Source organism: Parasphingopyxis sp. (genome assembly GCF_052168295.1).
Classification (GTDB): Bacteria; Pseudomonadota; Alphaproteobacteria; order Sphingomonadales; family Sphingomonadaceae; genus Parasphingopyxis.
This window is the reverse complement of sequence record NZ_JBQLZN010000056.1, coordinates 58,412-83,243: the sequence shown is the minus strand read 5'-3', so window position 1 is coordinate 83,243 and position 24,832 is coordinate 58,412. Positions and strand designations below refer to the sequence as shown.

Below are 24,832 nucleotides of genomic sequence, written 5' to 3'. Positions count from 1 at the left end.
GGGACGAGGAACTGCCGCCGCACAAATCCTATGGCGATGTGATCACCGAGAAGATCGGCGCGGCCAAGGCGGCTATCGTCGTCTGGTCGCGAAGCGCCGTCGCATCGGAATGGGTGCGCGCCGAGGCCGATATCGCGCGCAACCAGAAGAAGCTGATCCAGAGCGCACTCGACGACACGCCGCCGCCCCTGCCCTTCAACCAGATCCAGTATGTGATGCTCGACGACTGGCGGGGCGAGGACGAGCATTCGGGATGGCGCAAGATCCGGGAGAGCCTGGCCGAGCTATGCGGCCCACCCGGAACAGCCGCCGAACCCGCCTATGCCATGCCGAGCGACCCGCCGCCCGAGCCGGAATGGACGGAAGCGGACAACGCCGCGCGATCGAACCGCCTGCCGCTGATCGCCGGGATCGGCACGGCGGGTGCCGCACTCGCCATCGCGCTGTTCCTCTGGCTTCCCGATCGCGAACCACCGGTGGTCGAAGAAGATAGCGAGGAAATCGTCGCGACCGAGGACGAAGCGGAGCCGGTCGAGGAGTTTCCGCTACGTGCGGTGATCGATGACCCGGACGGCTTCACCTATATGCGCAACGCGCCGGCGCGCGGCGCGGCCATATTGCGCGCGATTTCGGCCGGGGAGATGTTCTCGACTCGGGAACAGGTCGCCGACTGGTGGGAGATCATGGCCGCGGACGGCACCCGCGGCTACATGCACGAATCGCGCATCCGCATCCTCGCCGAGGAAGAGCGGATCGCGCTCGAGGCCAATGCCGAAAACGCCGTCCGGTCGCAGGCACAGGCGCTCGACGATATCGCGGGCGCCATGCAGGGCGTGAGCGACGCTATCGAGACCGGACGCGATCCCGCGCGCTGAACGGGTCAGGCCAGCTTCAGGCTGTCCCGCAATTCGCGCTTGAGAACCTTGCCGATCGCGCTGCGCGGCAGCTCGTCGACGATATGGACTGCCGAGAGCCGCTGGGTCTTGCCGAGCTTGGCATTGGCCCATTCCCTGATCGCCTCCGCATCGCTCGGGCCGACCACGACGCCGACCGGCGTTTCGCCCCAATCCTCGCTCGGCACCCCGATCACCGCGACCTCGTCGACTTCCGGATGTTCGGCAACGACCGCCTCCAAGTCGCTGGGGTAAATATTGAATCCACCCGATATGATCATGTCCTTGCGGCGGTCCATCAGGGTCAGGAACCCGTCCTCGTCGAACCGCCCGACATCGCCGGTGCGGATGAAACGGTTGCCCTCTTCGTCATACCATTCGGTATCGCGCGTCTGCTCGGGACGGTTGTGATAGCCCTTCATGATCGTGCCCGAACGGCCGACAATTTCGCCGATCTCGCCCTGCGGCACTTCCTTGCCGTCCTCGCCGATCAGCCGGATGTCATGGCCCGGCATGGGCTGGCCGACCGTGTGCAGCTTGTCGGGGAATTCGTGTGCGCGCAGCGCACAGCTCCCGCCCCCTTCGGTCATGCCGTAGAACTCCACGAGCCCGCCCGGCCAGCGTTTCAGGATGTCGGCTTTCAGCTCCGCCGCAAAGGGCGCGCTCGTGCAGAATTTCATCAGATAGGAAGAGAGATCGAATTGATCGAAATCGGGCTCTTCCATCAGCCGCTTGTACTGGACCGGCACGAGCATAGCCGTCGTCACCTTTTCCCGCTCGCTGAGTTCCAGAAACTCCTTCGTATTGAATTTCTGCATGAGCACGGCCTTGCCACCATTGCCGATGCACGGGAGGAAGCTCACAAGCGTCGTGTTCGAATAGAGCGGCGTCGAGAGCAAGGCGACGGTCGCCGGGGTGAAGATCAGCCCGCCGAACGCCGTGATCTGGCGCCAGCGCATCTGGTGCGAATGGACGATGCCCTTGGGCGTCCCCGTCGTGCCGCTCGAATAGATGATGTTGAAACCCTGCTCGGGATCGATCTCCACCGGCTCGGGCTTCGTGCCTTCCTCGGGTAGCCAGGCTTCGAACGCCGCATCGTCGTCCAGCGCGACAGGTGTCACCCCGTCCGGCAGCGTTACCGTATCGAGGATGGACTGATCGGCGAAAAACAGCCGCGCACCGCAATCCTCGACCATCAGCGCCAGCGCTTCGGGCGTCGAACTTTGCGCCAGCGGCGCGACCGTGCATCCGGCGCGCAGGATACCGAGCCAGAGTACCGCATACGCCCAGCCGTTGAGGCCGCAGATCGACACCGCCTCCCCTGCCGGCACGCCGTCCCGCTGCAACCCCGCCGCGATCCGGTCGCCATAGCTGTCGAACTCGGCAAAGCTCAGCCGCCGATCGCCGGCCACCACCGCGACATCGTCGGGCCGTTCGGTCGCATGGGCGCAGATCACATCGGCATAGGACGCGAATTCGCTTTGCAGCATCTCGGCGGCGGTCGTCATGGGCTACCCTCTCGTTTGATTCTCTTCACCCCTTACCGTCATTCCCGCGAAAGCGGGAATCCCGCTTTCGACCCGGCCTAAAAAGGGCGTCAGGCTGACAAGGAAAAGCAAGAAGCAGGATTCCCGCTTTCGCGGGAATGACGCAGCTGTTCGACACGCACTCGCTATTGGTGGTCGAGCATCCCGAGCACGCGCTTGGAGATGATGTTGTTCTGGATCTCCGTCGAGCCGCCATAGATCGTGACCGCGCGGTTCCAGAGCCAGGTCCGCGTCGTCTTCAGCTCGTCCGCCTCGAAGCCTTCGCCTTCCCAACCAAGCCCCTGCATGCCCATCACCTCAACCATCAGGTCCGTGCGTTCCTGTGCCAGTTTCGCGCCGACATTCTTGAGCACCGAACTCGTTGCGCTCGGCCCGCCCTGTTCGCGCGCTTCGCGCTGGGCGCGGCCGACCGTACCCATGAAATTGCGCACCGACATCTCGTGCTTGATGATCTTCAGCCGCAGTTCCTGATCGGCAATCTCGCCGTCGTCGGTGACCTCGACATATTGCTTCGCGTGATCGGCCAGCGAGCGCATCATCGCGCGCGCCCCGCCGCCGCCGATCCCGGCACGCTCGAACTGCAGAAGGCGTTTGCCTATCGTCCAGCCCTTGCCTTCCTCGCCGACGCGATTTTCCTTCGGCACCTTCACATCTGTGAAGAAGGTCTCGCAGAAAGGCGACAGGCCGGAGATCATCTTGATCGGGCGGCGCTCGACGCCCGGCTGGTCCATATCGACGATCAGGAAGGTAATCCCGTCATGCTTGTGTTCCTTGTCAGTACGGAACAGGCCGAAGCAGAAATCGGCCCACTGCCCACCGGACTGCCATGTCTTCTGACCGTTGATCAGATAATGATCGCCCTTGTCCTCTGCGAAGCTCTGCACATTGGCGAGATCGGACCCCGCATTCGGTTCGGAATAGCCCTGGCAGCCGCGCAGCGAGCCGTCGGAGAGCGGCGGGAGCCATTTGCGCTTCTGCTCCTCGGTGCCGTACTCCATGAGCGTCGGCGCGAACATACCGACAGCCAGCCCGCCGATCGGGTTGTAGGCGCCGATCTTCCGCATTTCCTCGTCAAGAATCGCCGCTTCCTTGGAGGAGAGCCCTGCCCCGCCATATTCCTTCGGCCAGGTCGGCGTGCCGAAACCGCGTTCGCCGAGCGCCTTGCGCCATTCCACCATATCCGGCGACATGTCGGTCGGCCCGTCGACCATGCCCATCGGGTTGTGACGGCCTTTGAGCGCCGGATCGAAATTGTCCGCCAGCCAGTCACGCACCTCCGTCCGGAAGGCTTCCAAGGGTTCGACGTCGGCCATTTCTGCTCTCCTGAAAATGCGCTGCTTTACGTTCACGTCAATTGTCGGGGAAAGGACGGCCAAGGTCAAGCCGTGGAAACGCGTTCAGCTTGGGTTAGCGCAAGCTCGGCCATGCCTTACGAGAGAAATCGGCGGGGTGACGCGGATGGCCGGATTGTCTAGGCCGTCTGCGAATGCCGGACATGTTCGGAGAGCAAGACTATGAAAATCGCCAATTTGATCGCGCCGCTGGCAGCGGCGACCCTGCTCGCGGCATGCGGCAGCGAGCCCGAACTGCGCGACAGAAATGCCGCGCCGATGATCGACGGGCAGAGCATCTACGCGACCGAGGAGGGGCGTGATACGCACAGCCATGCCAACCCGCTCGAAGCCCGGGTCACGCATGTCTCGCTCGATCTCAATGCCGATTTCGAGGAACGGCGGATGGTCGGCTCGGCCACGCTCGATCTGGACGTCGCCGAGGATGGCGAGGAAGTGGTGCTCGACAGCAAGGACCTCGAAATCCGCGAAGTCGTCAATGGCGAGGGTGAGGCCCTGCGCTGGGAGATGGGCGAAGATAGCGGCGATGTGCATGGCGCGCCGCTCACGATCACGCTGGACGGCGCCGAGCAGGTCAAGATCACCTATGCGTCCGCGCCGGGCGCCGCGGCCCTGCAATGGCTGGAACCCGAACAGACCGAAGGCGGCGAAGAGCCGTTCCTCTTTAGCCAGGGCCAGGCGATCCTCAACCGCAGCTGGATCCCGACGCAGGACAGCCCCGGCATCCGCCAGACCTGGGACGCGCGCATCACCGCGCCCGAAGGCATCCGCGTCGTTATGAGCGCGGAAATGCTGACGCCAGAGGGCGAGCTGATCGACGGTCAGCCGGGCCGCCGCGCCTTCCGCTTCCGCATGGACGAGCCGATCGCACCCTATCTCATCGCCATCGCCGCGGGCGATCTCGCCTTCCAGGAGCTCGGCGATCGCAGCGGCGTCTATGCCGAACCCTCGATGCTCGCCGCGGCTGCCAGCGAATTCGAAGATATTGAAGAAATGATCTCGGCCGCGGAAGAGCTGTATGGCGAGTATCGCTGGGGCCGATACGACCTGCTCGTGCTGCCCTCGGCCTTCCCGTTCGGCGGTATGGAAAATCCGCGGCTCACTTTCGTGACGCCGACGATCCTCGCGGGCGACAAATCGCTGGTCAGTCTCGTCGCGCACGAACTGGCGCATAGCTGGTCCGGCAATCTGGTGACCAATGCGAGCTGGGACGATTTCTGGCTCAACGAGGGCTTCACCGTCTATTTCGAGAATCGCATCATGGAAGCCGTTTACGGCCGCGAACAGGCGGAAATGCTCGCCGATCTCGGCTGGGCGGACATGATGGAAGATGTCGAGGCGGTCGGCGGGCTGACATCGGAAGACACCCGCCTGCATCTCGATCTTGATGGCCGCGATCCGGACGACGGCATGACGAATATCGCCTATGAAAAGGGCGCGGTATTCCTGCGGACGATCGAGGAAACGGTCGGCCGCGCGCGCTTCGATGCCTGGTTGCGCGACTATTTCGATCGCAACGCCTTCCAGCCGCAGACCAGTGCGGGGCTGATCGCCGATATGCGCGCCAATCTGTTCGAGGGCGACGAGGCCGAGGAAATCGGGCTCGAAGCCTGGATCTACGAACCCGGCCTGCCCGAAAACGCCGTCCATGTGCAGTCCAACCGCTTCCGCGCGGTCGATCAGGCAATCGCCAATTTCGCCGAAAGCGGCGAGGTGACCGTCATCAACTGGCCGGAATGGACAACGCAGGAGCGGCTGCGCTTCCTCAACGGTCTGCCGCGCGAGCTGGCGGACGACCGGCTCGACGCGCTGGACGAGGCCTTCTCGCTCAATGCCGCGCGCAACAGCGAAATCCGCTTCGCCTGGCTCAAGCTCGCCATCGCGAACCGTTACGACGCGGCGCGGGACTCCACCGAAGCGTTCCTGCTGTCGATGGGCCGGCGCAAATTCGTCGCTCCCTTGTTCGAAGCGCTGATGGCCGAGGGGCAATGGGGCCAGCCCTTCGCGCGCCGAGTCTATCGGGAAGCCCGGCCGCGCTATCACGCGATCACGACGGGCACCGTCGACGAAACGGTGCCCCTGTCGGATGGTTAGATAAGGTTCCGCAGCTTAGCGCCGACTCCCCACCGCTTATCGCTTAACTCTTCCAAGACGGCGCGATTCCGGGAAAGCAGCATGGGTAGTTTACATTCATGCCTTTCGGGGGTCGCACATGTTTCCGGGTCGTTTCCGGGCTCTTCTGAGCCTGATGGCTGTCGCCATGCTCATTTCCACCATCGCCACGCCGGCCGAAGCGCGCGACCCGCGCTGGCAGTGCGTGACCTATGCGCGCAGCGTGTCGGACGTTCAGATCCGCGGCAACGCGCATACCTGGTGGGCGTCGGCAGAGGGCCGTTACGAGCGTGGCAGCACGCCGGAAGCGGGCTCCGTAATGGTGCTCCGCTCGCATGGACGCATGCGGCTTGGCCATGTCGCGATGGTCCGCGAGGTCGTCAATGATCGGCAGATCCGCCTGAACCACGCCAACTGGTCGCGCCGCGGCATGATCGAAAGCGATGTGCTCGCAGAAGACGTTTCGCCGAACAACGACTGGAGCATCGTCCGCGTCTGGCACACGCCGACCGGCCAGCTCGGCATTACGCGCTATCCGGTCTACGGGTTCATCTATCCGAACGAGATCGAGGCCGAGCCCGAAGTGCGGATCGCGGCGACCGAGGTCGACGCCAATCGCGCGCTGCTCGCCAGCTATCAGCCCGGCGATGCGGACCGGATCGGTCAGCTTATCGAAGACCTCGACTAGCGCTCTTGCTCAGCGCGCCTCGCGCAGCTGGATAAAGGCCGAATTCACCCAGCCGCTCAGGCACGGGCCGTCATAGGCGCGCCGGGACCCGATCGGCTCGGACACGCCGCAGGTCCGGCTCAACTCGCCCTCTTCGGTATAGACTATGGCGAGCCAGCTCTGGTCGTGGCTGCGATTGCAGACGAACACCCGCATGCCGACCGTGATGCTGTCGGTCTGCCGCGCGCGATCGAACGGCGCGGCGCGGACGGCGAGCGCCGCCTGCCCGCCCAGCGACCGGACTTGCCCTGTGGCCTGGCACGCATTGAAGCGCGGCCCGAACTGGCCGACCACGACGGGCTGCACCAGCTCATCGGACCGTTCGACCTCGCCGCGATTAAGTGGCGCGGTACCCGATCCGCTGGTCTGCTCCACATCGGGATTGCAGGCGGCCAGCGCCAGCCCACCGATCACCATCGCGAAAACCGACCCGTGCTTCACATAACCTCCAAAAACGACCTGCCCCGGAGATAGGGATTTGAGCGGGGCGGTCAATCGGTCTCTCCCGCCGTCGATTACGCAAAAACCGGGTCAAGAAACCGTTCACGATATTTCCGTTTGAAACGAAAGATATGTGCAGCCACGATGTTCGCGTGGTACGAATGCACTGCCTTTGCAATCGGAGTCCAGCCCCATGCGTCTGACGGCTGCCGCTGCCTGTACATTCGCGCTCGCCGCCTGTGGCGGGGACGGCAGCCCGTCACCGCCACCGCCTCCGGCCGGCAATAGCGCGCCGACGATCACCTCGGCCGCCACATCCCAGGTAACCGAAAACAATCAGGGCGCCTATCAGACCCAGGCGACCGATCCGGACGGCGATCCGCTGACCTTTTCGATTTCAGGCGGCGCCGATGCGAGCCTGTTCACGATAAACGGTACCGGCAGCCTAGTGTTCAACGCACCGCCCAATTTCGAACTCCCGGGCGATGCCAATCTGGACAATGTCTACCGCGTCAACGTAACCGTCAGCGACGGCCAGGCCTCTGACACGGTCAACCTGACGATCACCGTTTCCAATGACCGCGAAGGCATCGCAGTGCGCCGCATCGCAACCGGTTTCGACCAGCCAACCTATATCGCGGAAATTCCCGGAGACGACGATCTGTTCGTGATCGAAAAAGGCGGGCGGATACTGACGCTCGATCCCGACACCGGGCAAAGCGCGCTCTACCGGACGGTAACCAATATTTCCGCAGCCGGTGAAGGCGGCTTGCTGGGCATCGCGCCCGATCCCGACTTCGAAAACAATGACACCGTTCATGTGTTCGTCGTCGACGCAAGTGGCGCGATCAATATCCGGTCGCTTTTTGGCACGGGCGCGCAATTCGAAACCAAATTGACCATCCCCCACCCCAACTTTACCAACCATTATGGCGGCTGGATCGATTTCGGCCCCGATGGCTATCTCTATATCGCAACGGGCGACGGCGGCGGTTCCGGCGATCCGGACGATAACGCGCAGGACCGGAACTCCTTGCTCGGCAAGATATTGCGGATCGAGATCGTACCCTGCGCGACCTGCGGCGCCTCGACCCAACCGATCTACAGGATCCCGCCGGATAACCCCTTTGCTGGCGGCGGCGGCGCACCGGAGATTTTCGCGCTCGGCCTGCGCAATCCGTTCCGCGCCTATTTCTCCGGTGATGACCTGTTTATCGGCGATGTCGGGCAGAACAGCTTCGAGGAGGTCGACCGGCTCTCATCGGTAACTGGTGGCGGCACCAATTTCGGCTGGCCGTTCCGCGAGGGCGGCGCGGCTTTTCGCGGTAACCCGCCGGGTGGCCTGACCGATCCGGTGACCGAATATGCGAACGGCACCGGCCCGCGCGAGGGCGCCTCGGTGATCGGCGGCGTGGTCTATGACGGGCCGATCGACGACCTGTTCGGGAAATATGTGTTCGCCGATTTCATCAGCGGCAGCATCTGGTCGATCCCGGTCGGCCGGCTCGACGGCTCGGCGATCGCCCCGTCGAGCGAGTATGAATTGCGCAATGCTGATTTCGCGCCCGATACCGGCACCATCGATCAGATCGTCGCCATCGTCGCGGACGAAGATGGCGATCTCTATATCGTCGATTTCGACGGCGACATCTTTATCGTCGAAGAGGACTAGGCCGCCTCCGCCTTGCGCGCTTCCTTCTTGCGCTCGTGCGGATCGAGATGACGTTTGCGGATGCGGATAGCCTTGGGCGTGACCTCGACCAGTTCATCGTCCTGGATATAGGCAATGGCCTGTTCGAGCGTCATCCGGCGCGGCGGGGTCAGGCGGATGGCGTCGTCCTTGCCGGCCGAGCGGATATTGGTGAGCTGCTTGGTCTTGATCGGATTGACCTCGAGATCCTGCGGCTTCGCATTCTCGCCGATCACCATGCCCTGATACAGTGCATCGCCCGGTGAGATGAACAATATGCCGCGCTCCTCGAGCGAATTCAGCGCATAAGCGACGGCAGCCCCCTGCTCCATCGAGATCAGCACACCGTTCTGCCGGCCCTCGATCGGCCCCTTGTACGGCCCGTATTTCTCATAAACCCGGTTCATGATGCCCGTGCCGCGCGTGTCGGACAGGAATTCGCCATGATAGCCGATCAGGCCGCGCGAGGGGGCGGAGAAGGTGATCCGCGTCTTGCCGCCGCCCGAGGGCGACATGTCGGTCATCTCGGCCTTGCGCAGCGCCATCTTCTCGACGACCGTGCCCGAGAATTCGTCGTCGACATCGACGACGACGGTTTCGTACGGCTCCTCGCGGCCGCTCTCGCCGTCGCGGAACAGGACACGCGGGCGGCTGATCGACAGCTCGAAACCCTCGCGCCGCATCGTCTCGATCAGCACGCCAAGCTGGAGTTCGCCGCGCCCGGCAACCTCGAAGGCATCCTTCTCGGCGCTCTCGCTGATCCGGATCGCGACATTGCCCTCGGCCTCGCGCTCGAGCCGTTCGCGGATGACGCGCGATTGCACCTTGTCGCCATCCTTGCCGGCAAAGGGGCTGTCATTGACCGCGAATGTCATGGCGAGGGTCGGCGGGTCGATGGGCTGGGCGTCAATCGGCGTCTCGACCTCAGGCGCGCAGATCGTGTTCGCGACGGTCGCCTCCGTCAGGCCCGCGATCGCGACGATATCGCCGGCTTTCGCAGATTCCACGGGAACCCGTTCCAACCCTTCGAACGCCAGGATTTTGGTCGCGCGCCCGCTCTCGACGACCTTGCCCTCGGCGTCGATCGCCTTGATCGGCATGTTCATTTCGAGCCGGCCGGATTCGATCCGCCCTGTGAGCACACGGCCCATGAAATTGTCGCGATCAAGCAGCGTCGCTAGCATCTTGAACTCGCCGTCCGGATCGGCGTCGGGCTCGGGGACATGCTCGACGATCGTCTCGAACAGCGGCGTCAGGTCGCCGTCGCGCACGCTGTCTTCGCGCCCCGCATAACCCGACCGGCCGCTCGCATAGAGGGTCGGGAAATCGAGCTGCTCGTCATTGGCGTCGAGCGCGAGGAACAGCTCGAAACATTCGTCGAGCACCTCGGCGGGGCGCGCATCGGGCCGGTCGATCTTGTTGACGACGACGATGGGTTTGAGGCCCAATGCGAGCGCCTTGCCGGTCACGAATTTCGTCTGCGGCATCGGCCCTTCGGCCGCGTCAACCAGCAGGATCACGCCATCGACCATCGAGAGGATGCGCTCCACCTCTGCGCCGAAATCGGCGTGGCCCGGCGTATCGACGATATTGATGTGATGGTCGTTCCAGTCGACGCTCGTGCATTTGGCGAGGATCGTGATCCCCCGCTCCTTTTCGAGCTCGTTCGAATCCATTGCCCGCTCCTCGACGCGCTCATTCTCGCGGAAGGTGCCGGATTGGCGAAAAAGCTCGTCGACCAGCGTCGTCTTGCCGTGATCGACATGGGCGATGATGGCCACATTGCGAAGGCCCATGGAAAATCTCTCAATTGTCAGGAGCGTCGGACTGGTGGCGATATAGAGGGCTTTGTGCGGCGCAACAAGAGACTAGCCGAGCGGGCGGATGATAATATCCAGCACCTGCTCGACCAAGCTTTCCGAGCCGATGCCGAACGCGATGCGGCCGGCCATTACGCCGAGAAAGAGCAGCAGTACGAACCCCCAGACGGCCATCACGCCGCCGGTCATCCGCCAGCTTTTCGGCGGGAGGCCCTGAAAGAGGAACATGGCGATCCCCGCCAGGTTCACGCACACCAGATTCGTCGCAAAGAGAAAGAGCGCATTAAAAGCAAGCGTCTCATATCCCTTGCTGAAAAAGAGTCCGGCAGCCGCCAGCGGCGGCACTAGCGCGACGGCGATCATCACGCCGACGAGCGACAATGCCGCGCCGCGACTGAATGCGAGTACGCCCGCCGCGCCGCAGGCGAGCGCCAGTGTGACGTCCGCCGGCGAGACGATCGAGCGGTTCAGAAGCTCCGGAACGGTGGGGTCGACAGCAATCAGAAAGCCGAGGCCATAGGTCGCAGCGAGCGCGGCCGTTGCACCGACAATCAGCGTTGCGGTCGCCCGTTTCGCCATCTCGGCATTGCCGACCGTTGCGGCCAAGGCCATGCCCATGGTCGGGCCGAGCAGCGGCGCGATGACCATTGCGCCGATCACGACCGCCACCTGCCCGCTGCGCATCCCGAGCGCGGCGATGACCGCCGACAGGACGACGGTCAGCAGATAGGATGGCCGGATCGCGATACTCTCCGCAATATCGTCGTGGATTTCGTCCGTGCTGATCCGGTCCCGGCTGAAAAAGGCCTCGAGCCGGGTCGGCGGGGGCAGATCGGCGACCGGCAGTGCGGTTTCCGGTGTCTCTTCGAGCGGCGGCAATACCGCTTCGAGCGCGGAAACGGTCACCGAAAATCCGGCGGAGGAGCCGAAACGGCTGTCCAGTTCGTCGAGCAATCGTTCGACATAACGCGGCTGGACTATGCAGGAAAATTTCTCGCGCCCATTCGGCACAGTTTCCTGCCAGAAGCGCCGGCAATGCCGGCGGATGACCGCTTCCACCGCGCTGACTTCGGTGTCGGACACAATGATGTCGACCAATCGTGCGGACATGCTGCCTCACCGCTTACCCGTGTACAGTCTAGCCGTTTCGCGCTCCGTGTCGAACCGATTGGAGAAGGTTTCCGACCCGCCGCGCAACGATCTGGCGCGAGCCAAGCCTATAGAACCCGGCTATCGCAACGCTCCCGCCGTTGCGATTTGCGCTATCGCCATGATTTTTGGTATAAAGTAGCGAATTGCATGAACGAAATAAGGGCACTCCCATGACTGACCCCACCTCCCAAGAGCCAAACGAAAAGACCATCCTGTTCGCCACCGATCTGACGGCCCGCTGCGACCGTCCGCTCGACCGCGCGATCCAGCTTGCCGATGAATGGGACGCGAAACTGGTGCTCCTCCACGTCCTGGAATCGCAGTCCGACACGCCGGAGAATATCGCGGCCGCCGAGGCGCGTGTCCGCCAGGATATCGAGGATGCGGGCATCAAGTTCGAGATCGATATCGCACAGGGCAAGGTCGCCGAAACCGTTGAGGCGAAGGCGGCGGAATATGATGCCGACCTGATCGTCACCGGCGTCGCGCGGTTCAACACGTTCGGCGATTTCGTGCTCGGCCATGAGGTCGACAAGCTCATCCGCAAAACCGAAACCCCGGTGCTGATCGTCAAGTCGAAACCGCGCGCGCCCTATCAGCAGCTGTTGGTGACGACGGATTTCTCCAAGCCGTCGCAAAACGCTCTGGAAACCGCGCTCGACCTGTTTGCGGACCTTCCCGTCGATCTCGTCCATGCCTTTCACGTGCCGTTCGAAGGCTTCATCAAGGCCAAGGATGCGCTCGATGAAGTGCGGGCGGAACAGGGCGAATATGCCGACAAGTTCATCAAGCGCCTCGAACTCGATCCCGACAACCACAAGCGGCTTACGCTCAAGCTTCTGGCTGATGGCACGACCTGCGAGGCCGTGACCGGTCACGCCCGCACCCTGAAGAACAGCCTGACGGTGGTCGGCACGCATGGCAGAACGGGCATCCGCGCCGCGATGATCGGCAGCGTCGCCGAGGCGCTGCTCGAGGCACTGCCCGGCGATGTGCTGATGATCCGCGGGGCGAAGAAGGCGCGCAAGAAAGCCAAGGAAACCGGCGGTACGCGGCTCTCTCAGCTGGCCTGATCCGGCGCAGCCTGCGCTAGATCTGATCTGGCGTCGGGATTCGCGTTTCGGCGATAACGCGGTATGGCGGCGCGATGCAGCGCCTCGCCTCGCTCCTGATACCCGACCGGTTCATCATCGTCCTCTTGGCGATGGTCGGCGTCGCCGCGCTGTTGCCCGCGCGCGGATCGGCCCTCGACTGGCTGGCCGCGATTTCAACGATCTGCATCGTGACGCTATTCTTCGTTCATGGCGCGCGACTCAGCCGCTCGGCCGTGATCGGCGGTTTCACCCGGCTGCGGCTCCACCTCGTCATTATCGGTTTCACATTTCTCGTCTTCCCGCTGCTCGGGCTCGCGCTGACCGGGATCGCGGCGCCCTGGATCGAGCCAAGCTTCGTGCCCGGTATCCTCTTCCTCTGCGCACTGCCGACAACGGTCGCCTCGTCGATCGCGATGGTGTCGATGGCCAAGGGCAATGTCGCGGCTTCGGTGATCGCCGCGGCGCTGTCGTCGATGCTCGGCGTCGTGCTCACGCCGTTGATGTTCGCGGCGCTGCTATCTACGTCCGGCGCGCCGATCGACCTGTCGGGCATCGGCAAGGTCGTGCTGATCCTCGCCGTGCCCTTCGCGATCGGGCAGCTCTGCCGCCCGCTCGCAGGCGCGTGGATCGAAGCGCATCCGGGTCTCGGCCGGTCGCTGGACCGGCTGACCATATTGCTCGCCATCTACGTAGCGCTGTCGGCGGCTGTCGGCGGCGGGCTGCTCGCCGGACTCGGTCTCGACCGGTTCCTGTGGCTGCTCGCGGCGATGCTCGTGCTGCTGGCGCTGGTGATCGCGACCGCGATGCTTATCGCACGCCTTTTCCGTTTCGACTATGGCGACGGCACGGCTCTGCTCTTCGCGGCGATGCAGAAGAGCGTGATCTCCGGTACGCCGATGGCGCGCATCCTGTTTCCCGGCGCGGAGGCCGGGCTGATCATAGTACCGCTGCTTGTCTATTATGTGCCGATGATGACGGTTTCGGCGATCATGGCGGCGCGAATGGGTAGCGCTGGAGAACCAGGCTAGGCGATCCATAGCCGCAGGATATAGGCGACCGCTGCGACAGTCCCGACGCCGGCCAGCCACAGCCCGACGAACCAGGCGAGTTTCTGCCAGAGCGGGCGCTCGGGAGCATGGTCCGCGTCAGTGATAGCCGGCCTCGTCGACTTTGCCGCGGAACACCCAATAGGCCCAGGCGGTGTAGGCGAGGATGACGGGCACGAGTATCGCCGCGCCGATCAGCATGAAGATCTGACTCTCGCGCGGTGCTGCGGCGTCGAAAATGGTGACGCTTCCGGGCAGCACATAGGGCCAAATCGAGATGGCGAGCCCGATCATGCTGAGCAGGAAAAGTCCGAGCGCCCAGAAGAAGGGGCGCGTCTCGTAATTGCTCTCCAGATCGCGCCACAGCATGAAGGCGAAGAACGCGACCAGCAGCGGCATCGGGATCGTCACCAGCATGCCGGGCATCTGGAACCAGCGGTCATAATATTGCGGCTCGACAAACGGTGTGGCGAGGCTCACCGCGCCGATCGCGACGAGCAGCATGGGCGTGAGTTTCAAGGCGATGGAACGCGCGCGGTTGTGCAGCTTGCCCGTGCTCTTCATCACCAGCCAGCATGCGCCGAGCATCGCATAACCGACGACCAGCGCGGCGCCGCATAAGAGGCTGAACGGCGTCAGCCAGTCCCACCAGCCGCCGGCATAGGTCCGGTCCGCGACGGCGATGCCCTGCAGCAGCGCGCCGAGCGTTATCCCCTGTGCGAAGGTCGCGACGACCGAACCGGCGGAGAAGCTGAAATCCCAGAACCGGCGATGGCCGGGATCGCGCCAGCGGAACTCGAACGCAACGCCCCTAAAGACGAGCGCGAGCAACATCGCGGTCAACGGCGCATAGAGCGCCGGTAGGATCACGGCATAGGCGAGCGGAAAGGCCGCCATCAGCCCGCCGCCGCCGAGAACGAGCCAGGTCTCGTTGCCGTCCCACACCGGCGCGATCGCGTTCATCGCCGTGTCGCGCTGCTGCCCCACCGGAAACAGCTTGAACAGGATACCGATGCCAAGATCGAAACCGTCCATCACGACATAGGCCCCGATCGCGAAAGCGATGATGCCGGCCCAGATGATGGTGAGGGTGGGATCGCTCATGCCGCGCCTTCCTCCTTGTCCGGCCGGGGATCGATGCCGTCCTTTTCGAGGCCCGAGGCCGGGGTGATGCCGGCCGAGCGGATCGGCGCGTCGGCCACGTCGCTCTCGCCCGGCGCGGGCGCGTGGCTCATCAGTTTGAGCAGATAGAGCGTCCCCGCCCCGAACACGAAGAAATAGACAACGACGAAGGCGATCAGCGATCCGGCGACCGCGGGCGCAGCGATGTCGGATACGGCCTCGGACGTCCGCATCACCTCGTGAATGACCCAGGGCTGGCGGCCGACTTCGGTTGTGATCCAGCCGGCGATTACCGCGACGAAGCCACTCGGCGCCATCACGAGCGCGAAGCGGTGCAGCCAGCGGCTGTCGTACAGCGTCTTGCGCCAGCGTGCCCAAAGGCTCCACAGGCCGAGCGCGAACATCAGGAAACCCAGCCCTACCATGATCCGGAACGACCAGAAGACGATGCCGACCGGCGGCCGGTCCTCGCGCGCGACCGTATCGAGCCCGTCCAGCGGCGCGTTAATGTCATGCTTGAGGATCAGCGAACCAAGACCGGGAATCGCAATCTGATACCGCACTTCTTCCGCCTCGCTGTCCGGAATGCCGAACAGGATGAGCGGTGCCGCGCGCTCGTAACTCTCGAAATGCCCTTCCATCGCCGCGACCTTCATCGGCTGATGCTCGAGCGTGTTGAGGCCGTGCAGGTCGCCGGCGAAAATCTGCACCGGGGCAACGAGTGCAGCCATCCACATCGCCATGGAAAACATCTTCTTCACGGCGGGGAAATCGCGGCCCTTCAGCATATGCCAGGCGGCGACCCCGCCGACGACGAGCGCGGTCGTGAGGTAGGCGGCGATGACCGTGTGGACCAGCCGGTAAGGGAAGCTCGGCGTGAAGACGACGTCCCACCAGCTGCCGTCGAGCACATATTGGCCGACGTCGTTCGTCGCATAGCCGACCGGCGTCTGCATCCAGCTGTTGACCGAAAGGATCCAGAAGGCCGAGATCACGGTGCCTATCGCGACCATCAGCGTCGCGGCGAAGTGCAGCTTCTTGCCGACCTTGTCCATGCCGAACAGCATGACGCCGAGGAAACCCGCTTCGAGGAAGAAGGCGGTGAGCACTTCATAGGCCATCAACGGCCCGATGATCGGCCCGGCGCGATCGGAGAACACCGACCAGTTGGTGCCGAACTGGTAGGACATGACGATCCCGGAAACGACGCCCATCGCGAAGGTGATCGCGAAGATCTTCAGCCAATATTTGAAGAGGCGCAGATACACATCGTTCTTCGTCTTCAGCCACAGCCCCTCGAGGACCGCGAGAAAGCTCGCCAGGCCGATCGAAAAAGCCGGGAATATGAAGTGGAAACTGACCGTGAAAGCGAACTGGATTCGCGCCAGAAGCAGGGCGAGTTCGGCATCGGCCATGTGCTTTATCTAGCGCGCGCTACGGCAAATTGCAGCCCGGTAAATGTGCAGAATCAACCGGTTCGATTGCAGCTCGCGCAACTCCCCGTCACAGCCATTTCAATTTGCGGAAGATCAGCAGCTCGATCACCAGCAAGACCGTCAGCGCAACACAGGTGATCCAGAAGGCGTCGCTATCGTCGACGCCCGGCATGCCGCCGACATTGATGCCGAGCAACCCTGTGAGAAAGCTCAGCGGCAGGAAGATCGCGGCGACGATCGAGAGGACATAGAGGTTCTGGTTGAGCTGTTCGTTGAGCCGGTTGGCGACATCGTCCTTGAGCACGATCGCCCGTTCCCGCGCCGCATCGATCTCTTCGATATGACGCTGCGAACGGTCGGTCGTCTCCCGCAGGATCAGGCGCAGCCTCTCGTCGAGCCAGTCGGGCGCATCGGCCATCATCCGTTTCAGCGCCTCGCGCTGCGGCCCCAGATAGCGCCTCAGGCCGACCAGTTCCTGCCGCAGGTCGGCGAGCTCATGCCGCAAATCCTCCGGGTCGCCCTTCTCCGCTTCGGCCTCGATCGCATCGAGCCGGTCGTCATATTCGAGCACGACCGAGCCGATCCGTCCGGTCAGCATGTCGATGAGCTGCAGGAAGAGTTCCGGAATCGTCGCAGGGCCGTTTCCCGCGATCAGCATCTCATAACCGTCGCGGACGGTCCGCAGCTTCTCCTCGCGCACGGTGATCAGGCGCTTGCCGTCGCACCACATATGAAGCGCGACCATATCCTCGACATCGCTGCCGGGATTGAGATTGATACCGCGCAGGATCGCGACATAGCCTTTCGAACCGAAAAAGACGCGCGGCCGGGACTCGGCCGTCAGTACCGCGCTGGCGGTCGGCTCGGTCAGACCGCCACCTTCCGGCAGCCAGCGCTGCACCCGTTCCGACGCGCCGTTCACATGCAGCCAGAGCGGCGCGTCGCTCTCCAGCCAGCGCTCGGCGGCTTCCCAGCCCAGCCGTTCCGCCCCTCCCTTGCCATCGAGCGCGCAGGCGAAGATCAGCCCGTCATCGTCTTCGAGCGGCGCGCGATCGGCGGCTGGGTGCGTTTCGGCCATACCAGATTAGTAGAACAGGCATGGCGATCACGCCAAGTGCGGAAGGATCAGCCGAACACCGACCAGCCCGTTTCCGCGACAAGCGTTTCAAGCGCGATGGCGCCGACCGTCGAAGTGCCGGCCTCGTTGAGGCCTGGCGACCAGACCGCGACGGCGCCCTCGCCCGGGGCGATCGCCAATACGCCCCCGCCAACGCCGCTCTTGCCCGGCAAACCGATACGGAAGGCGAAGTCGCCGGAGTTATCGTAATGACCGCAGCTCATCATCACCGCGTTGATCCGGCGGCAACGCTGGCGTGTCAGGATACGCTCGCCCGTCACCGGGTCCTTGCCGTCGAATGCCAGAAACAGCGCGGCGCGCGCCAGCTGCGCGCAGGAAAGCGCCAGCGCGCAATGGCGGAAATAGGCGGAGAGCACGACTTCGACCTCGTTATCGAGATTGCCGAAGCTCGCCATGAAATGGGCAAGGCTCCTGTTGCGCGCGCCGGTCTCGCTTTCCGACTTGGCGACCGCATAGTCGATATCGATGCTCTGGTCCTCGGCATGGTCGCGCAGGACGCGCAGCAGCATCTCGATCGTCGCGTCGGCATCGCCATCCTCGATCAGGTGATCGGTAACGACGATCGCCCCGGCATTGATCAGCGGATTGCGCGGGATGCCGCTTTCATGTTCGAGCTGGACGATGGAATTGAACGCGGTGCCGGACGGCTCCCGCCCCACCCTTTGCCACAGCGCATCGCCGACTTTCTGGAGCGCCAGCGAGAAAGTGAAGACCTTCGATATGCTCTGGATCGAGAAACATTCGTCCGCATCGCCGATCGTGTGGCACGCGCCGTCGCGCGTCGCGATCGCCATGGCGAACTTGTTCGGATCGATGCAGGCGAGCGCGGGGATATAATCGGCGACCTTGCCGCTGCCGCGATGCGGCTCTACCGCTTCGCCCACGATGCGCAGAATTTTGTCGAGGTCCATCCGCCCCTCATGCCGGTAAATCCGGCCAAAAGCCACGGATTATCAACGGCTAGGTGACATATCGGATCAAGTGTATTATATCTGTAATACGCACCTTGAAAAAGTCACGCTTGGACGGCATTTAGGAGGCAGTCCGAGGAGAAGGGAAACAGGCATGGCCACGACACCGGCAAATGAAACCACAACAGCCACCAAGGTCGATACGGGCCTCACGCTCGACGCACCCGATCCGGTGCCCGCGGTCACGGCGGAAAAGGCGGCCGGGCTTGTGCCCGTGGAACCCGAAAAGCAGGCGAAGCTCGACGAGAAGGTCAACGGCTTTGTCGGCGAATTGATCGAACTCGATGCGAACAGCCCAGAATTCGGCGAGAAGGTCGATCAGATCACCAATATGGGCCGCAAGGAAATCGCCGATGCGGCCGGCCAGTCCAACCGCTTCCTCGACCGGCCCGTCCGCTCGATGGACGAGAATAGCGCGATCGGGACCGACCTGTCCGAGCTGCGCCGCACGGTCGAAGACCTCGATCCGGGCTCGCGCGGCGACCTGACGTCGAAGCGCAAGATTTTCGGGATCATCCCCTGGGGCAGCAAGCTCCGCAACTATTTCGATTCCTACAAATCGGCACAGAGCCATATCGCGGCGATCCTCAAGCGCCTCGCCTCAGGCAAGGACGAGCTGATCAAGGACAATGCGGCGATCTCGGTCGAGCGGCAGAAGCTGTGGGACGCGATGGGCCGGCTCGAGCAGATGATCTATGTCGCCAAGGCGCTCGATGCGAAGCTCGAGGAGAAAGCGGTCGAGCTCGAAGTCACCGACCCGGAAAAATCGAAGGCAATCAAGGAAACCGCGCTCTTCTATATCCGCCAGCGGACGCAGGATCTGCTGACGCAAATGGCGGTATCGGTGCAGGGCTATCTCGCGCTCGATCTCGTCAAGAAGAACAATGTCGAGCTGATCAAGGGCGTCGACCGTGCCTCGACGACCACTGTCGGCGCGCTGCGCACGGCGGTCACCGTCGCCCAGGCGATGACCAACCAGAAGCTCGTCCTCGGCCAGATTACCGCACTCAACGAGACGACCGCGAACATGATCGATTCGACCGGCGAGATGCTGCGCACGACCACCGCGGACGTGCACCAGCAGGCCGCCTCTTCGACGATCCCGCTCGAAACGCTGCAACGCGCCTTCCAGAATATCTACGATACGATGGACGAGATCGACCGGTTCAAGCTCGAAGCACTCGGCTCGATGAAGCAGACGGTGACCGTCCTCTCCGACGAGGTGGAAAAGTCGAAAGGCTATATCGCGCGGGCCGAAGGTGCATCAAAAAGCCAGGCTACCCCGTTCGAAGCGCTGGAGGGATAAAGACCTAAGTGACTACCAGCGACCGTATCCTCGCCCAGGCTGACGAACTGCTCCGCCGCGTATCGCCACAGGCGCGCGAGCTGGCACGCCGCCAGCGCCAGCGCCGCCAGCAAGCGTTCGTACGACGGCTGCGGCGCGGCGTGCTGTTCGCGCTCGCCGCGATTATCGGGATGACGGCCACCGGCCTCCTGATCGGCAGCTTCGGTTTCGCCTGGATGATGCTGACCGTGCTCGTCACCTTTTTCGTGATGCTGACGGTGCTGATCGCGGGCAGCCGCGAGCCTGACGTGACGCAGGAAAAACTGATGGAGAGCGAGCTGCCCGCCCTGCCCTCCAACACCGAAAACTGGCTGGCCAAACAGCGCCTCGCCCTGCCCGCGCCCGCCAATCGCAAGCTCGACCAGATCGCCGTGCGGCTCGAGGAACTGCGCCCGCAGCTCGCCAATCTCGACCCGCGCGAGCCGGCGGCCGTCGAGGTGCGCCGCCTCGTCGGCGTGGAGCTTCCCGAACTCGTCGAAGGCTATAAACGCGTGCCCGATCACCTGCGCCGTGAGGAAAGCCATGGCGGCCGCACGCCCGAAAAGCAGCTCGTCGAAGGTCTGGACATCGTTAATGACGAGATCAGCCGCATGACCCGTCAGCTCGCCAGCGGCGAGCTCGATGCGCTGGCGACGCAGAAAACGTTCCTCAAGCTCAAATATCGTGGCGATGAGGATATGCGGGATGAGGAAACCGGCTAAATCCTCTCCCCTTGTGGGAGAGGGATGTGCAGACTTGGTCTGCGCGTGGCGCGGACATAGTCGGAGCTGGGTGAGGGGTAATGCCCTCTCGATAGGCCCAACCCCTCATCCAACTACGCTTAGCTCGCTTCGCTCCCAAAGCTTCGTATCCTTCTCCCACAAGGGGAGAAGGTTTCAAATCCCCGCATACCAGGCATAGCCGCCGACATCCTCCCAATAGCCGCCCTTGCCGCCGTAGATGTCGTCGAAGCTCTCGACGGCCTCCAGCCGCATCACGAATTTGGCGTGCTTGTAGCCGAGCTGCCGTTCGATCCGGGCACGCAGGGGTGCGCCATGGGCTTCGGGCAACACGTCACCGTTCATATCGTAGGCAAGGATCGTCTGCGGGTGGAAGGCGTCAATCAGGTCGATGCTTTCATAGTAGGGTCGGTTTTGCGCGCCATAGGTGTCCGCGCAGTGGAAGACGATGTAATTGGCATTGTCGCGCAATCCGGCCAGATCGAGGATACGGGAGAGCGGCGTGCCGCGCCATTGCCCGATCGCGCTCCAGCCTTCGACGCAATCGTGCCGCGTGATCTGCGTCCGGCTCGGCATGGCGCGCAGGTCGGCCAGTGACAGCGACAGCGGGCGCTGCACCAGCCCGTCCACCTGCAGCCGGAAATCGGCGAAATTGTTCGCGAGCATCTCCTGATAGTCCCGGCCCTGCGCCGTCTCGGCGGTGCGGCTGCCATTGGCGCGGAAGCGCGGCGAAATCTCGGCCAGCGTGAACTCGCGCGCCAGCGCCTCGCGGTCCGTGATCAGCCGCTGGGCGCGCATAGTCAGCCCCTCGGCCGAAGCGAGGACGTTTCTGACGCGCTCGCTGCGGCTCCAGCTGTCGCATCCCGCGAGCAGCACAGAACTACCCAGCCCGGCGAGAAGTTTGCGGCGGTTCGTCATGATGGCCATTATGCGGACTCCTCGGCGGGCGTGTCGGTGGCGGGTGCGGCTTTCGGCGCCTTCTCCTTGGGCAGGCGGAAGCGGCCCGTGATCATCGAGCGGATCTCGTTATAGGGCCCCGCGAGCACCACCATGATCAGGTGCACGGCGATGAAGCCGACGATCAGGAACGCGACGATGAAATGGATCGACCGCGCCGATTGCCGCCCGCCGAATATATCGAGCAACCAGGGCCAGGCCGCATTCATCGTCGGCGACATGGTGAGCCCCGTCAGCACGATCAGCGGCAGCAGCACGAACAGCACGATCAGATAACTGAGCTTTTGCAGGATATTGTACTTCAACGCCTCGGCCCCGGTCGGAAAGCGCAGCCGCGCGTGATCCTTGATGTCGTGCCAGATATGTTTGACCGATAATTCCTTGCGCTTGGGCGTGAGATCGCGCTGCACATGGCGGTTGCCGAAACTCCAGAACCAGTAAGCGAGCCCGCCCAGCACGAGGATCCAGGCGAAGAAAAAGTGCCAGAGCCGGCCAGTCGCGAGGCTGTAATAACCAGGAATGGTCGACCAGTGCGGAAAGGCCCGGGTCGAAATATCGCCGTCGGGTTCGGTCCAGCGGCCGAGCACGCCGGTGGTGTCCCAGCGCCAGTCGCCGATTTCGAGATAACCGCGATCGTCCTCGCTGTAGATTTCGAGCCAGGCCTCGTCGAAATTCGCGCCATAGCTGCCCCAATAGAGCCGCGGATGCGCGTTGAAGATGGAGAGGCCGCTCATCAGCAGGACGATGATCGCGACGGCATTGGTCCAGTGCCAAAGACGGGTGGAAATCCTGTGCCGCTTTACCAGCTCGCCCGGTTGCGGCTCGGCCGCCTCTACATCGTCTCTCGCCATTTCCTGCCCCTTTTTCAAAGCCATCCATACGCCCATTCGCGCACGATGGCGATGACGTTACAGGCTTCGACAATAATGAGACGACGATAGGCGCTTCTTACCCGCCGCGCTTCAAGCGCTACAGTTTCTTCCAAGCGTCGACGAGCCAGTCGAAAACGAGCCTGATCCTGCGGCTGGTGTTCAGCTCGCGATGCGCAACGAGCCATATTTCGAACTCGAACGGGGGCATCCAATTCGCAACCCGGCGAATACCGGGTTCGCGATCGCCAATGTAGCGGGGCATGAACACTACCCCGAGCCCTTCCTTCAACAACTCCCACTGCACCAGATGGGTCTCGCAGATGACCGGAAAGTTATCTCGGGTGACCGTCAGTCCCATTGCCTTCAATCCCTCCAGAAACGGTTTGTTGTCCTGAAAGCCGATGAATTCCGCGCGTGAGAATTCTTCTGGAGTCGCTAATTCGCCGTTGTCGGCGATGTAGCTTTCTGCCGCGTACGGGAAAGCCGTATCCTCGCGGACCTTGCGCGCAATGAGTTCCGGATCGGTAGGCCGCAATCCCCGTATGGCAATATCGGCTTCTCTTCGGCGCAGATCACTGATGCTGTTCGACGCCACGATTTCTATCTGAATCCCGGGTTCCGCCCGGCGCAGATCGTGAATCATCCGCGGTAGCGCAAAAGCCGCCGCGATCTCGGTTGCGGTGATCGTCACCTTCCCTTCGATCGCTTGCGACTGGCCGGACGCGCCGAGCGAAAAGCGGGTGGCGGCTTCTCCCATCGCGCGTACATGATCGACAAGCTCCAGTCCGCTCGGGGTCAGCGACAGGCTGCGACCGATCCGTTCGAAAAGCACCACGCCAAGTTCCTGCTCAAGCGCGCTAACCTGCCGGCCAAGCGTCGGCTGGGACATGCCAAGCGCTCGTGCGGCTGCCGAAAGCGACCCCTCTTCAGCCGTCACGAGAAACGCTCGTGCGCGGTTCCAGTCGAACTTCACCGAGCGCCAATCCATGCATTATTGCATAAACAACCCGCATTTTTAGTCAATTTATCAGACGAAAACGTACAGCTATTTCGGTCCGCGAATTATGGAACACATTGCGGACGAAGCATAATGACCGACCTGACAATGAAGAAACCATCTGCCGAAGCGCGATTCTGGGACAAGGTGGCCGATCGCTACGCGCAAAAGCCGGTCGCCGACGAAGCGAGCTATCGCACCAAGCTCTGGCTCACACAGACCAATTTTGCGCCGGAGACGAAAATCTTGGAGTTCGGTTGCGGAACAGGGTCTACCGCGCTCGAACATGCGCCTCATGTCCGCCATGTACTCGCGACGGATATCTCTGAACGAATGATCGAAATTGCTCGCGCGAAACAACGGAGCACGGGCGTTGACAACGTCACTTTCTCGCGAGCCGACATCGCAGATTTTGAGGCGCCAGACGGCAGCTTCGACGCCATATTGGGATTGAACGTTTTGCATCTCCTGAAGGACCGCAACGGCATTATCGACAAGGTTCACCGGATGCTGACCCCTGGTGGCCTTTTTGTGACCAGTACGGCCTGCCTGGCCGACACGATGGCATGGTTTGGTCTGTTTGCACCGGCCGGACGGCTGGCGGGCCTGATCCCTCATGTGGAAATGATAAAGGCCCGTGAACTGGAACGGGACATCGAAACGCGCGGCTTCAAGATCGACCATCGTTGGAAACCGGACAAGGGCGTCAGTCTGTTTCTGATTGCCCGGCGCAAGCGATGACGGAATCTGCACCATCGCGCGCCACCGTCGCAATCTATGACCGGTTGGCGCCGCGCTACGACCGGTCGCACGCCCTATGGTTACGCCATGCGGGCGGCGAAGCGCAGAGCGCGCTGGAGGCCGCGATCCGGGTCGCGCTGCGCCCGGGCATGCGTCTTCTCGATGCCGGGTGCGGCACCGGGGCGTTCGCCCGCCGGCTCCTCCAACAGAGCGACGGGGAAATCGAACTGACGTTGCTTGACCCTAGCCCGGCGATGCTCGCCCGGTGCGGCGACATCCGCGCTCGCCAGATATGCGGCCATCTCGAAACGCTCCCGCTTCCTGACGGGGCTTTCGACATCGTAACCTGCGCCTGGGCCCTGGAAACGACGATCGACCCGAAATGCGCCATCGCGGAGATGTGCCGCGTCGTGAAGAAAGGTGGTGCGCTTTGTATCGCATTCTGTTCGGACCGTGATGCAGGCGGTTTTGCGCCTTGGCTGCTGCGCCGCATCGTCGAAGGTCGAAAGACCGGCACTTTCCTGTCGTCCGAGACGGTGGAGGAAACGATCGCACGGACCGGCGAGTTCACGACCTGCCGGCTGCCATGTCGGGGACCCGCGGCCGCGCTGTTTGCCGGCAAACAATAGATGACGGAACACCGCCGGGTGCGGCTTCGAC

Annotated in this window: 22 protein-coding genes; 10 read left to right on the top strand and 12 right to left on the bottom strand. The window is 63.1% G+C overall.

The window, feature by feature from the left end; genetic code table 11:
- Positions 1–875 (top strand): TIR domain-containing protein (locus ACTS1Z_RS09750; RefSeq protein WP_442624262.1); only part of this gene is annotated, 875 nt, incomplete at its 5' end.
- 5 nt (positions 876–880) lie between these two features.
- Here the strand turns inward: ACTS1Z_RS09750 and ACTS1Z_RS09745 are convergent.
- On the bottom strand, positions 881–2,401 hold the full coding sequence (locus ACTS1Z_RS09745; RefSeq protein WP_442624261.1) for an AMP-binding protein: 1,521 nt from the start codon (positions 2,399–2,401) through the stop codon (positions 881–883).
- A gap of 164 nt (positions 2,402–2,565) precedes the next feature.
- Positions 2,566–3,753 carry an acyl-CoA dehydrogenase family protein gene (locus tag ACTS1Z_RS09740; protein ID WP_442624260.1) on the bottom strand — a complete coding sequence of 396 codons (1,188 nt, stop codon included), beginning with the start codon at positions 3,751–3,753 and terminating at the stop codon, positions 2,566–2,568.
- Positions 3,754–3,954: 201 nt separating this feature from the next.
- Here ACTS1Z_RS09740 and ACTS1Z_RS09735 point away from each other — a divergent pair, with 201 nt between their 5' ends.
- Positions 3,955–5,886, top strand: a complete 1,932-nt coding sequence (locus ACTS1Z_RS09735) for a M1 family metallopeptidase (RefSeq protein ID WP_442624259.1) — start codon at positions 3,955–3,957, stop codon at positions 5,884–5,886.
- Positions 5,887–6,052: 166 nt separating this feature from the next.
- Entirely contained in the window at positions 6,053–6,592 is a 540-nt protein-coding gene (locus ACTS1Z_RS09730; protein ID WP_442624258.1) for a CHAP domain-containing protein, read from the top strand.
- Positions 6,593–6,601: 9 nt separating this feature from the next.
- Here the strand turns inward: ACTS1Z_RS09730 and ACTS1Z_RS09725 are convergent, their stop codons facing one another.
- A complete protein-coding gene (locus ACTS1Z_RS09725; RefSeq protein WP_442624257.1) occupies positions 6,602–7,126 on the bottom strand; it encodes a hypothetical protein in 525 nt (174 codons plus the stop codon).
- A gap of 139 nt (positions 7,127–7,265) precedes the next feature.
- On the opposite strand from ACTS1Z_RS09725, the gene ACTS1Z_RS09720 reads away from it, so the two are divergent.
- Positions 7,266–8,744 (top strand): PQQ-dependent sugar dehydrogenase, encoded by a 1,479-nt coding sequence (locus ACTS1Z_RS09720; protein ID WP_442624256.1) that lies wholly within the window; start codon positions 7,266–7,268, stop codon positions 8,742–8,744.
- Here ACTS1Z_RS09720 and typA read toward each other — a convergent pair.
- Both typA and ACTS1Z_RS09710 read right to left on the bottom strand, forming a co-directional pair.
- Complete coding sequence (typA, locus tag ACTS1Z_RS09715) at positions 8,741–10,558, bottom strand: translational GTPase TypA (protein ID WP_442624255.1); 1,818 nt, start codon at positions 10,556–10,558, stop codon at positions 8,741–8,743. The genes ACTS1Z_RS09720 and typA overlap by 4 nt on opposite strands.
- A gap of 72 nt (positions 10,559–10,630) precedes the next feature.
- Positions 10,631–11,692: a TIGR00341 family protein gene (locus ACTS1Z_RS09710; protein WP_442624254.1), complete on the bottom strand. Its 1,062-nt coding sequence runs from the start codon at positions 11,690–11,692 to the stop codon at positions 10,631–10,633.
- A 212-nt stretch (positions 11,693–11,904) separates the two neighbouring features.
- Here ACTS1Z_RS09710 and ACTS1Z_RS09705 point away from each other — a divergent pair, with 212 nt between their 5' ends.
- Both ACTS1Z_RS09705 and ACTS1Z_RS09700 read left to right on the top strand, forming a co-directional pair.
- Positions 11,905–12,807, top strand: coding sequence for a universal stress protein (locus ACTS1Z_RS09705; protein ID WP_442624253.1), 903 nt, complete (start codon positions 11,905–11,907; stop codon positions 12,805–12,807).
- Between the two features lie 74 nt (positions 12,808–12,881).
- Positions 12,882–13,856, top strand: coding sequence for a bile acid:sodium symporter family protein (locus tag ACTS1Z_RS09700; protein WP_442624252.1), 975 nt, complete (start codon positions 12,882–12,884; stop codon positions 13,854–13,856).
- 117 nt (positions 13,857–13,973) lie between these two features.
- Here ACTS1Z_RS09700 and cydB read toward each other — a convergent pair whose 3' ends face one another.
- The 4 genes from cydB to ACTS1Z_RS09680 form a co-directional block, all read right to left on the bottom strand.
- Positions 13,974–14,978 (bottom strand): cytochrome d ubiquinol oxidase subunit II, encoded by a 1,005-nt coding sequence (gene cydB, locus ACTS1Z_RS09695; protein ID WP_442624251.1) that lies wholly within the window; start codon positions 14,976–14,978, stop codon positions 13,974–13,976.
- Complete coding sequence (locus ACTS1Z_RS09690; RefSeq protein WP_442624250.1) at positions 14,975–16,411, bottom strand: cytochrome ubiquinol oxidase subunit I; 1,437 nt, start codon at positions 16,409–16,411, stop codon at positions 14,975–14,977. Before ACTS1Z_RS09690 ends, cydB begins: the two co-directional genes overlap by 4 nt.
- Positions 16,412–16,499: 88 nt before the next feature.
- Positions 16,500–17,510, bottom strand: coding sequence for a zinc transporter ZntB (locus ACTS1Z_RS09685; RefSeq protein ID WP_442624249.1), 1,011 nt, complete (start codon positions 17,508–17,510; stop codon positions 16,500–16,502).
- Positions 17,511–17,557: 47 nt separating this feature from the next.
- Positions 17,558–18,481: a glutaminase gene (locus ACTS1Z_RS09680; protein WP_442624248.1), complete on the bottom strand. Its 924-nt coding sequence runs from the start codon at positions 18,479–18,481 to the stop codon at positions 17,558–17,560.
- Positions 18,482–18,635: 154 nt separating this feature from the next.
- Between ACTS1Z_RS09680 and ACTS1Z_RS09675 the strand changes: the two genes are divergently transcribed.
- Together ACTS1Z_RS09675 and ACTS1Z_RS09670 are read left to right on the top strand one after the other, a co-directional pair.
- The gene (locus ACTS1Z_RS09675) at positions 18,636–19,847 is read left to right on the top strand and encodes a toxic anion resistance protein (protein ID WP_442624247.1); all 1,212 of its coding nucleotides are present in this window, start codon (positions 18,636–18,638) and stop codon (positions 19,845–19,847) included.
- An 8-nt stretch (positions 19,848–19,855) separates the two neighbouring features.
- Entirely contained in the window at positions 19,856–20,587 is a 732-nt protein-coding gene (locus ACTS1Z_RS09670; RefSeq protein ID WP_442624246.1) for a hypothetical protein, read from the top strand.
- Between the two features lie 174 nt (positions 20,588–20,761).
- Here ACTS1Z_RS09670 and ACTS1Z_RS09665 read toward each other — a convergent pair whose 3' ends face one another.
- The 3 genes from ACTS1Z_RS09665 to ACTS1Z_RS09655 all read right to left on the bottom strand — a co-directional run bounded on the left by ACTS1Z_RS09665 (position 20,762) and on the right by ACTS1Z_RS09655 (position 23,422).
- Entirely contained in the window at positions 20,762–21,532 is a 771-nt protein-coding gene (locus tag ACTS1Z_RS09665) for a molybdopterin-dependent oxidoreductase (protein ID WP_442624245.1), read from the bottom strand.
- Entirely contained in the window at positions 21,532–22,437 is a 906-nt protein-coding gene (locus tag ACTS1Z_RS09660) for a cytochrome b/b6 domain-containing protein (protein WP_442624244.1), read from the bottom strand. The genes ACTS1Z_RS09665 and ACTS1Z_RS09660 overlap by 1 nt, the downstream gene beginning before the upstream one ends.
- 94 nt (positions 22,438–22,531) lie before the next feature.
- Positions 22,532–23,422: a LysR family transcriptional regulator gene (locus ACTS1Z_RS09655; RefSeq protein WP_442624243.1), complete on the bottom strand. Its 891-nt coding sequence runs from the start codon at positions 23,420–23,422 to the stop codon at positions 22,532–22,534.
- Between the two features lie 102 nt (positions 23,423–23,524).
- Here ACTS1Z_RS09655 and ACTS1Z_RS09650 point away from each other — a divergent pair, with 102 nt between their 5' ends.
- Positions 23,525–24,172: a class I SAM-dependent methyltransferase gene (locus tag ACTS1Z_RS09650; protein WP_442624242.1), complete on the top strand. Its 648-nt coding sequence runs from the start codon at positions 23,525–23,527 to the stop codon at positions 24,170–24,172.
- Positions 24,169–24,801, top strand: coding sequence for a class I SAM-dependent methyltransferase (locus tag ACTS1Z_RS09645; protein ID WP_442624241.1), 633 nt, complete (start codon positions 24,169–24,171; stop codon positions 24,799–24,801). The genes ACTS1Z_RS09650 and ACTS1Z_RS09645 overlap by 4 nt, the downstream gene beginning before the upstream one ends.
- The last annotated feature ends 31 nt before the right edge of the window (positions 24,802–24,832 follow it).

Coding starts and splice junctions, on each gene's coding strand:
- ACTS1Z_RS09745 (WP_442624261.1), bottom strand. CDS start 2,401: ATGACGACCGCCGCCGAGATGCTGCAAAGCGAATTCGCGTCCTATGCC.
- ACTS1Z_RS09740 (WP_442624260.1), bottom strand. CDS start 3,753: ATGGCCGACGTCGAACCCTTGGAAGCCTTCCGGACGGAGGTGCGTGAC.
- ACTS1Z_RS09735 (WP_442624259.1), top strand. CDS start 3,955: ATGAAAATCGCCAATTTGATCGCGCCGCTGGCAGCGGCGACCCTGCTC.
- ACTS1Z_RS09730 (WP_442624258.1), top strand. CDS start 6,053: ATGCTCATTTCCACCATCGCCACGCCGGCCGAAGCGCGCGACCCGCGC.
- ACTS1Z_RS09720 (WP_442624256.1), top strand. CDS start 7,266: ATGCGTCTGACGGCTGCCGCTGCCTGTACATTCGCGCTCGCCGCCTGT.
- typA (WP_442624255.1), bottom strand. CDS start 10,558: ATGGGCCTTCGCAATGTGGCCATCATCGCCCATGTCGATCACGGCAAG.
- ACTS1Z_RS09710 (WP_442624254.1), bottom strand. CDS start 11,692: ATGTCCGCACGATTGGTCGACATCATTGTGTCCGACACCGAAGTCAGC.
- ACTS1Z_RS09705 (WP_442624253.1), top strand. CDS start 11,905: ATGACTGACCCCACCTCCCAAGAGCCAAACGAAAAGACCATCCTGTTC.
- ACTS1Z_RS09700 (WP_442624252.1), top strand. CDS start 12,882: ATGCAGCGCCTCGCCTCGCTCCTGATACCCGACCGGTTCATCATCGTC.
- cydB (WP_442624251.1), bottom strand. CDS start 14,978: ATGAGCGATCCCACCCTCACCATCATCTGGGCCGGCATCATCGCTTTC.
- ACTS1Z_RS09690 (WP_442624250.1), bottom strand. CDS start 16,411: ATGGCCGATGCCGAACTCGCCCTGCTTCTGGCGCGAATCCAGTTCGCT.
- ACTS1Z_RS09685 (WP_442624249.1), bottom strand. CDS start 17,510: ATGGCCGAAACGCACCCAGCCGCCGATCGCGCGCCGCTCGAAGACGAT.
- ACTS1Z_RS09680 (WP_442624248.1), bottom strand. CDS start 18,481: ATGGACCTCGACAAAATTCTGCGCATCGTGGGCGAAGCGGTAGAGCCG.
- ACTS1Z_RS09675 (WP_442624247.1), top strand. CDS start 18,636: ATGGCCACGACACCGGCAAATGAAACCACAACAGCCACCAAGGTCGAT.
- ACTS1Z_RS09665 (WP_442624245.1), bottom strand. CDS start 21,532: ATGGCCATCATGACGAACCGCCGCAAACTTCTCGCCGGGCTGGGTAGT.
- ACTS1Z_RS09660 (WP_442624244.1), bottom strand. CDS start 22,437: ATGGCTTTGAAAAAGGGGCAGGAAATGGCGAGAGACGATGTAGAGGCG.
- ACTS1Z_RS09655 (WP_442624243.1), bottom strand. CDS start 23,422: ATGGATTGGCGCTCGGTGAAGTTCGACTGGAACCGCGCACGAGCGTTT.
- ACTS1Z_RS09650 (WP_442624242.1), top strand. CDS start 23,525: ATGACCGACCTGACAATGAAGAAACCATCTGCCGAAGCGCGATTCTGG.
- ACTS1Z_RS09645 (WP_442624241.1), top strand. CDS start 24,169: ATGACGGAATCTGCACCATCGCGCGCCACCGTCGCAATCTATGACCGG.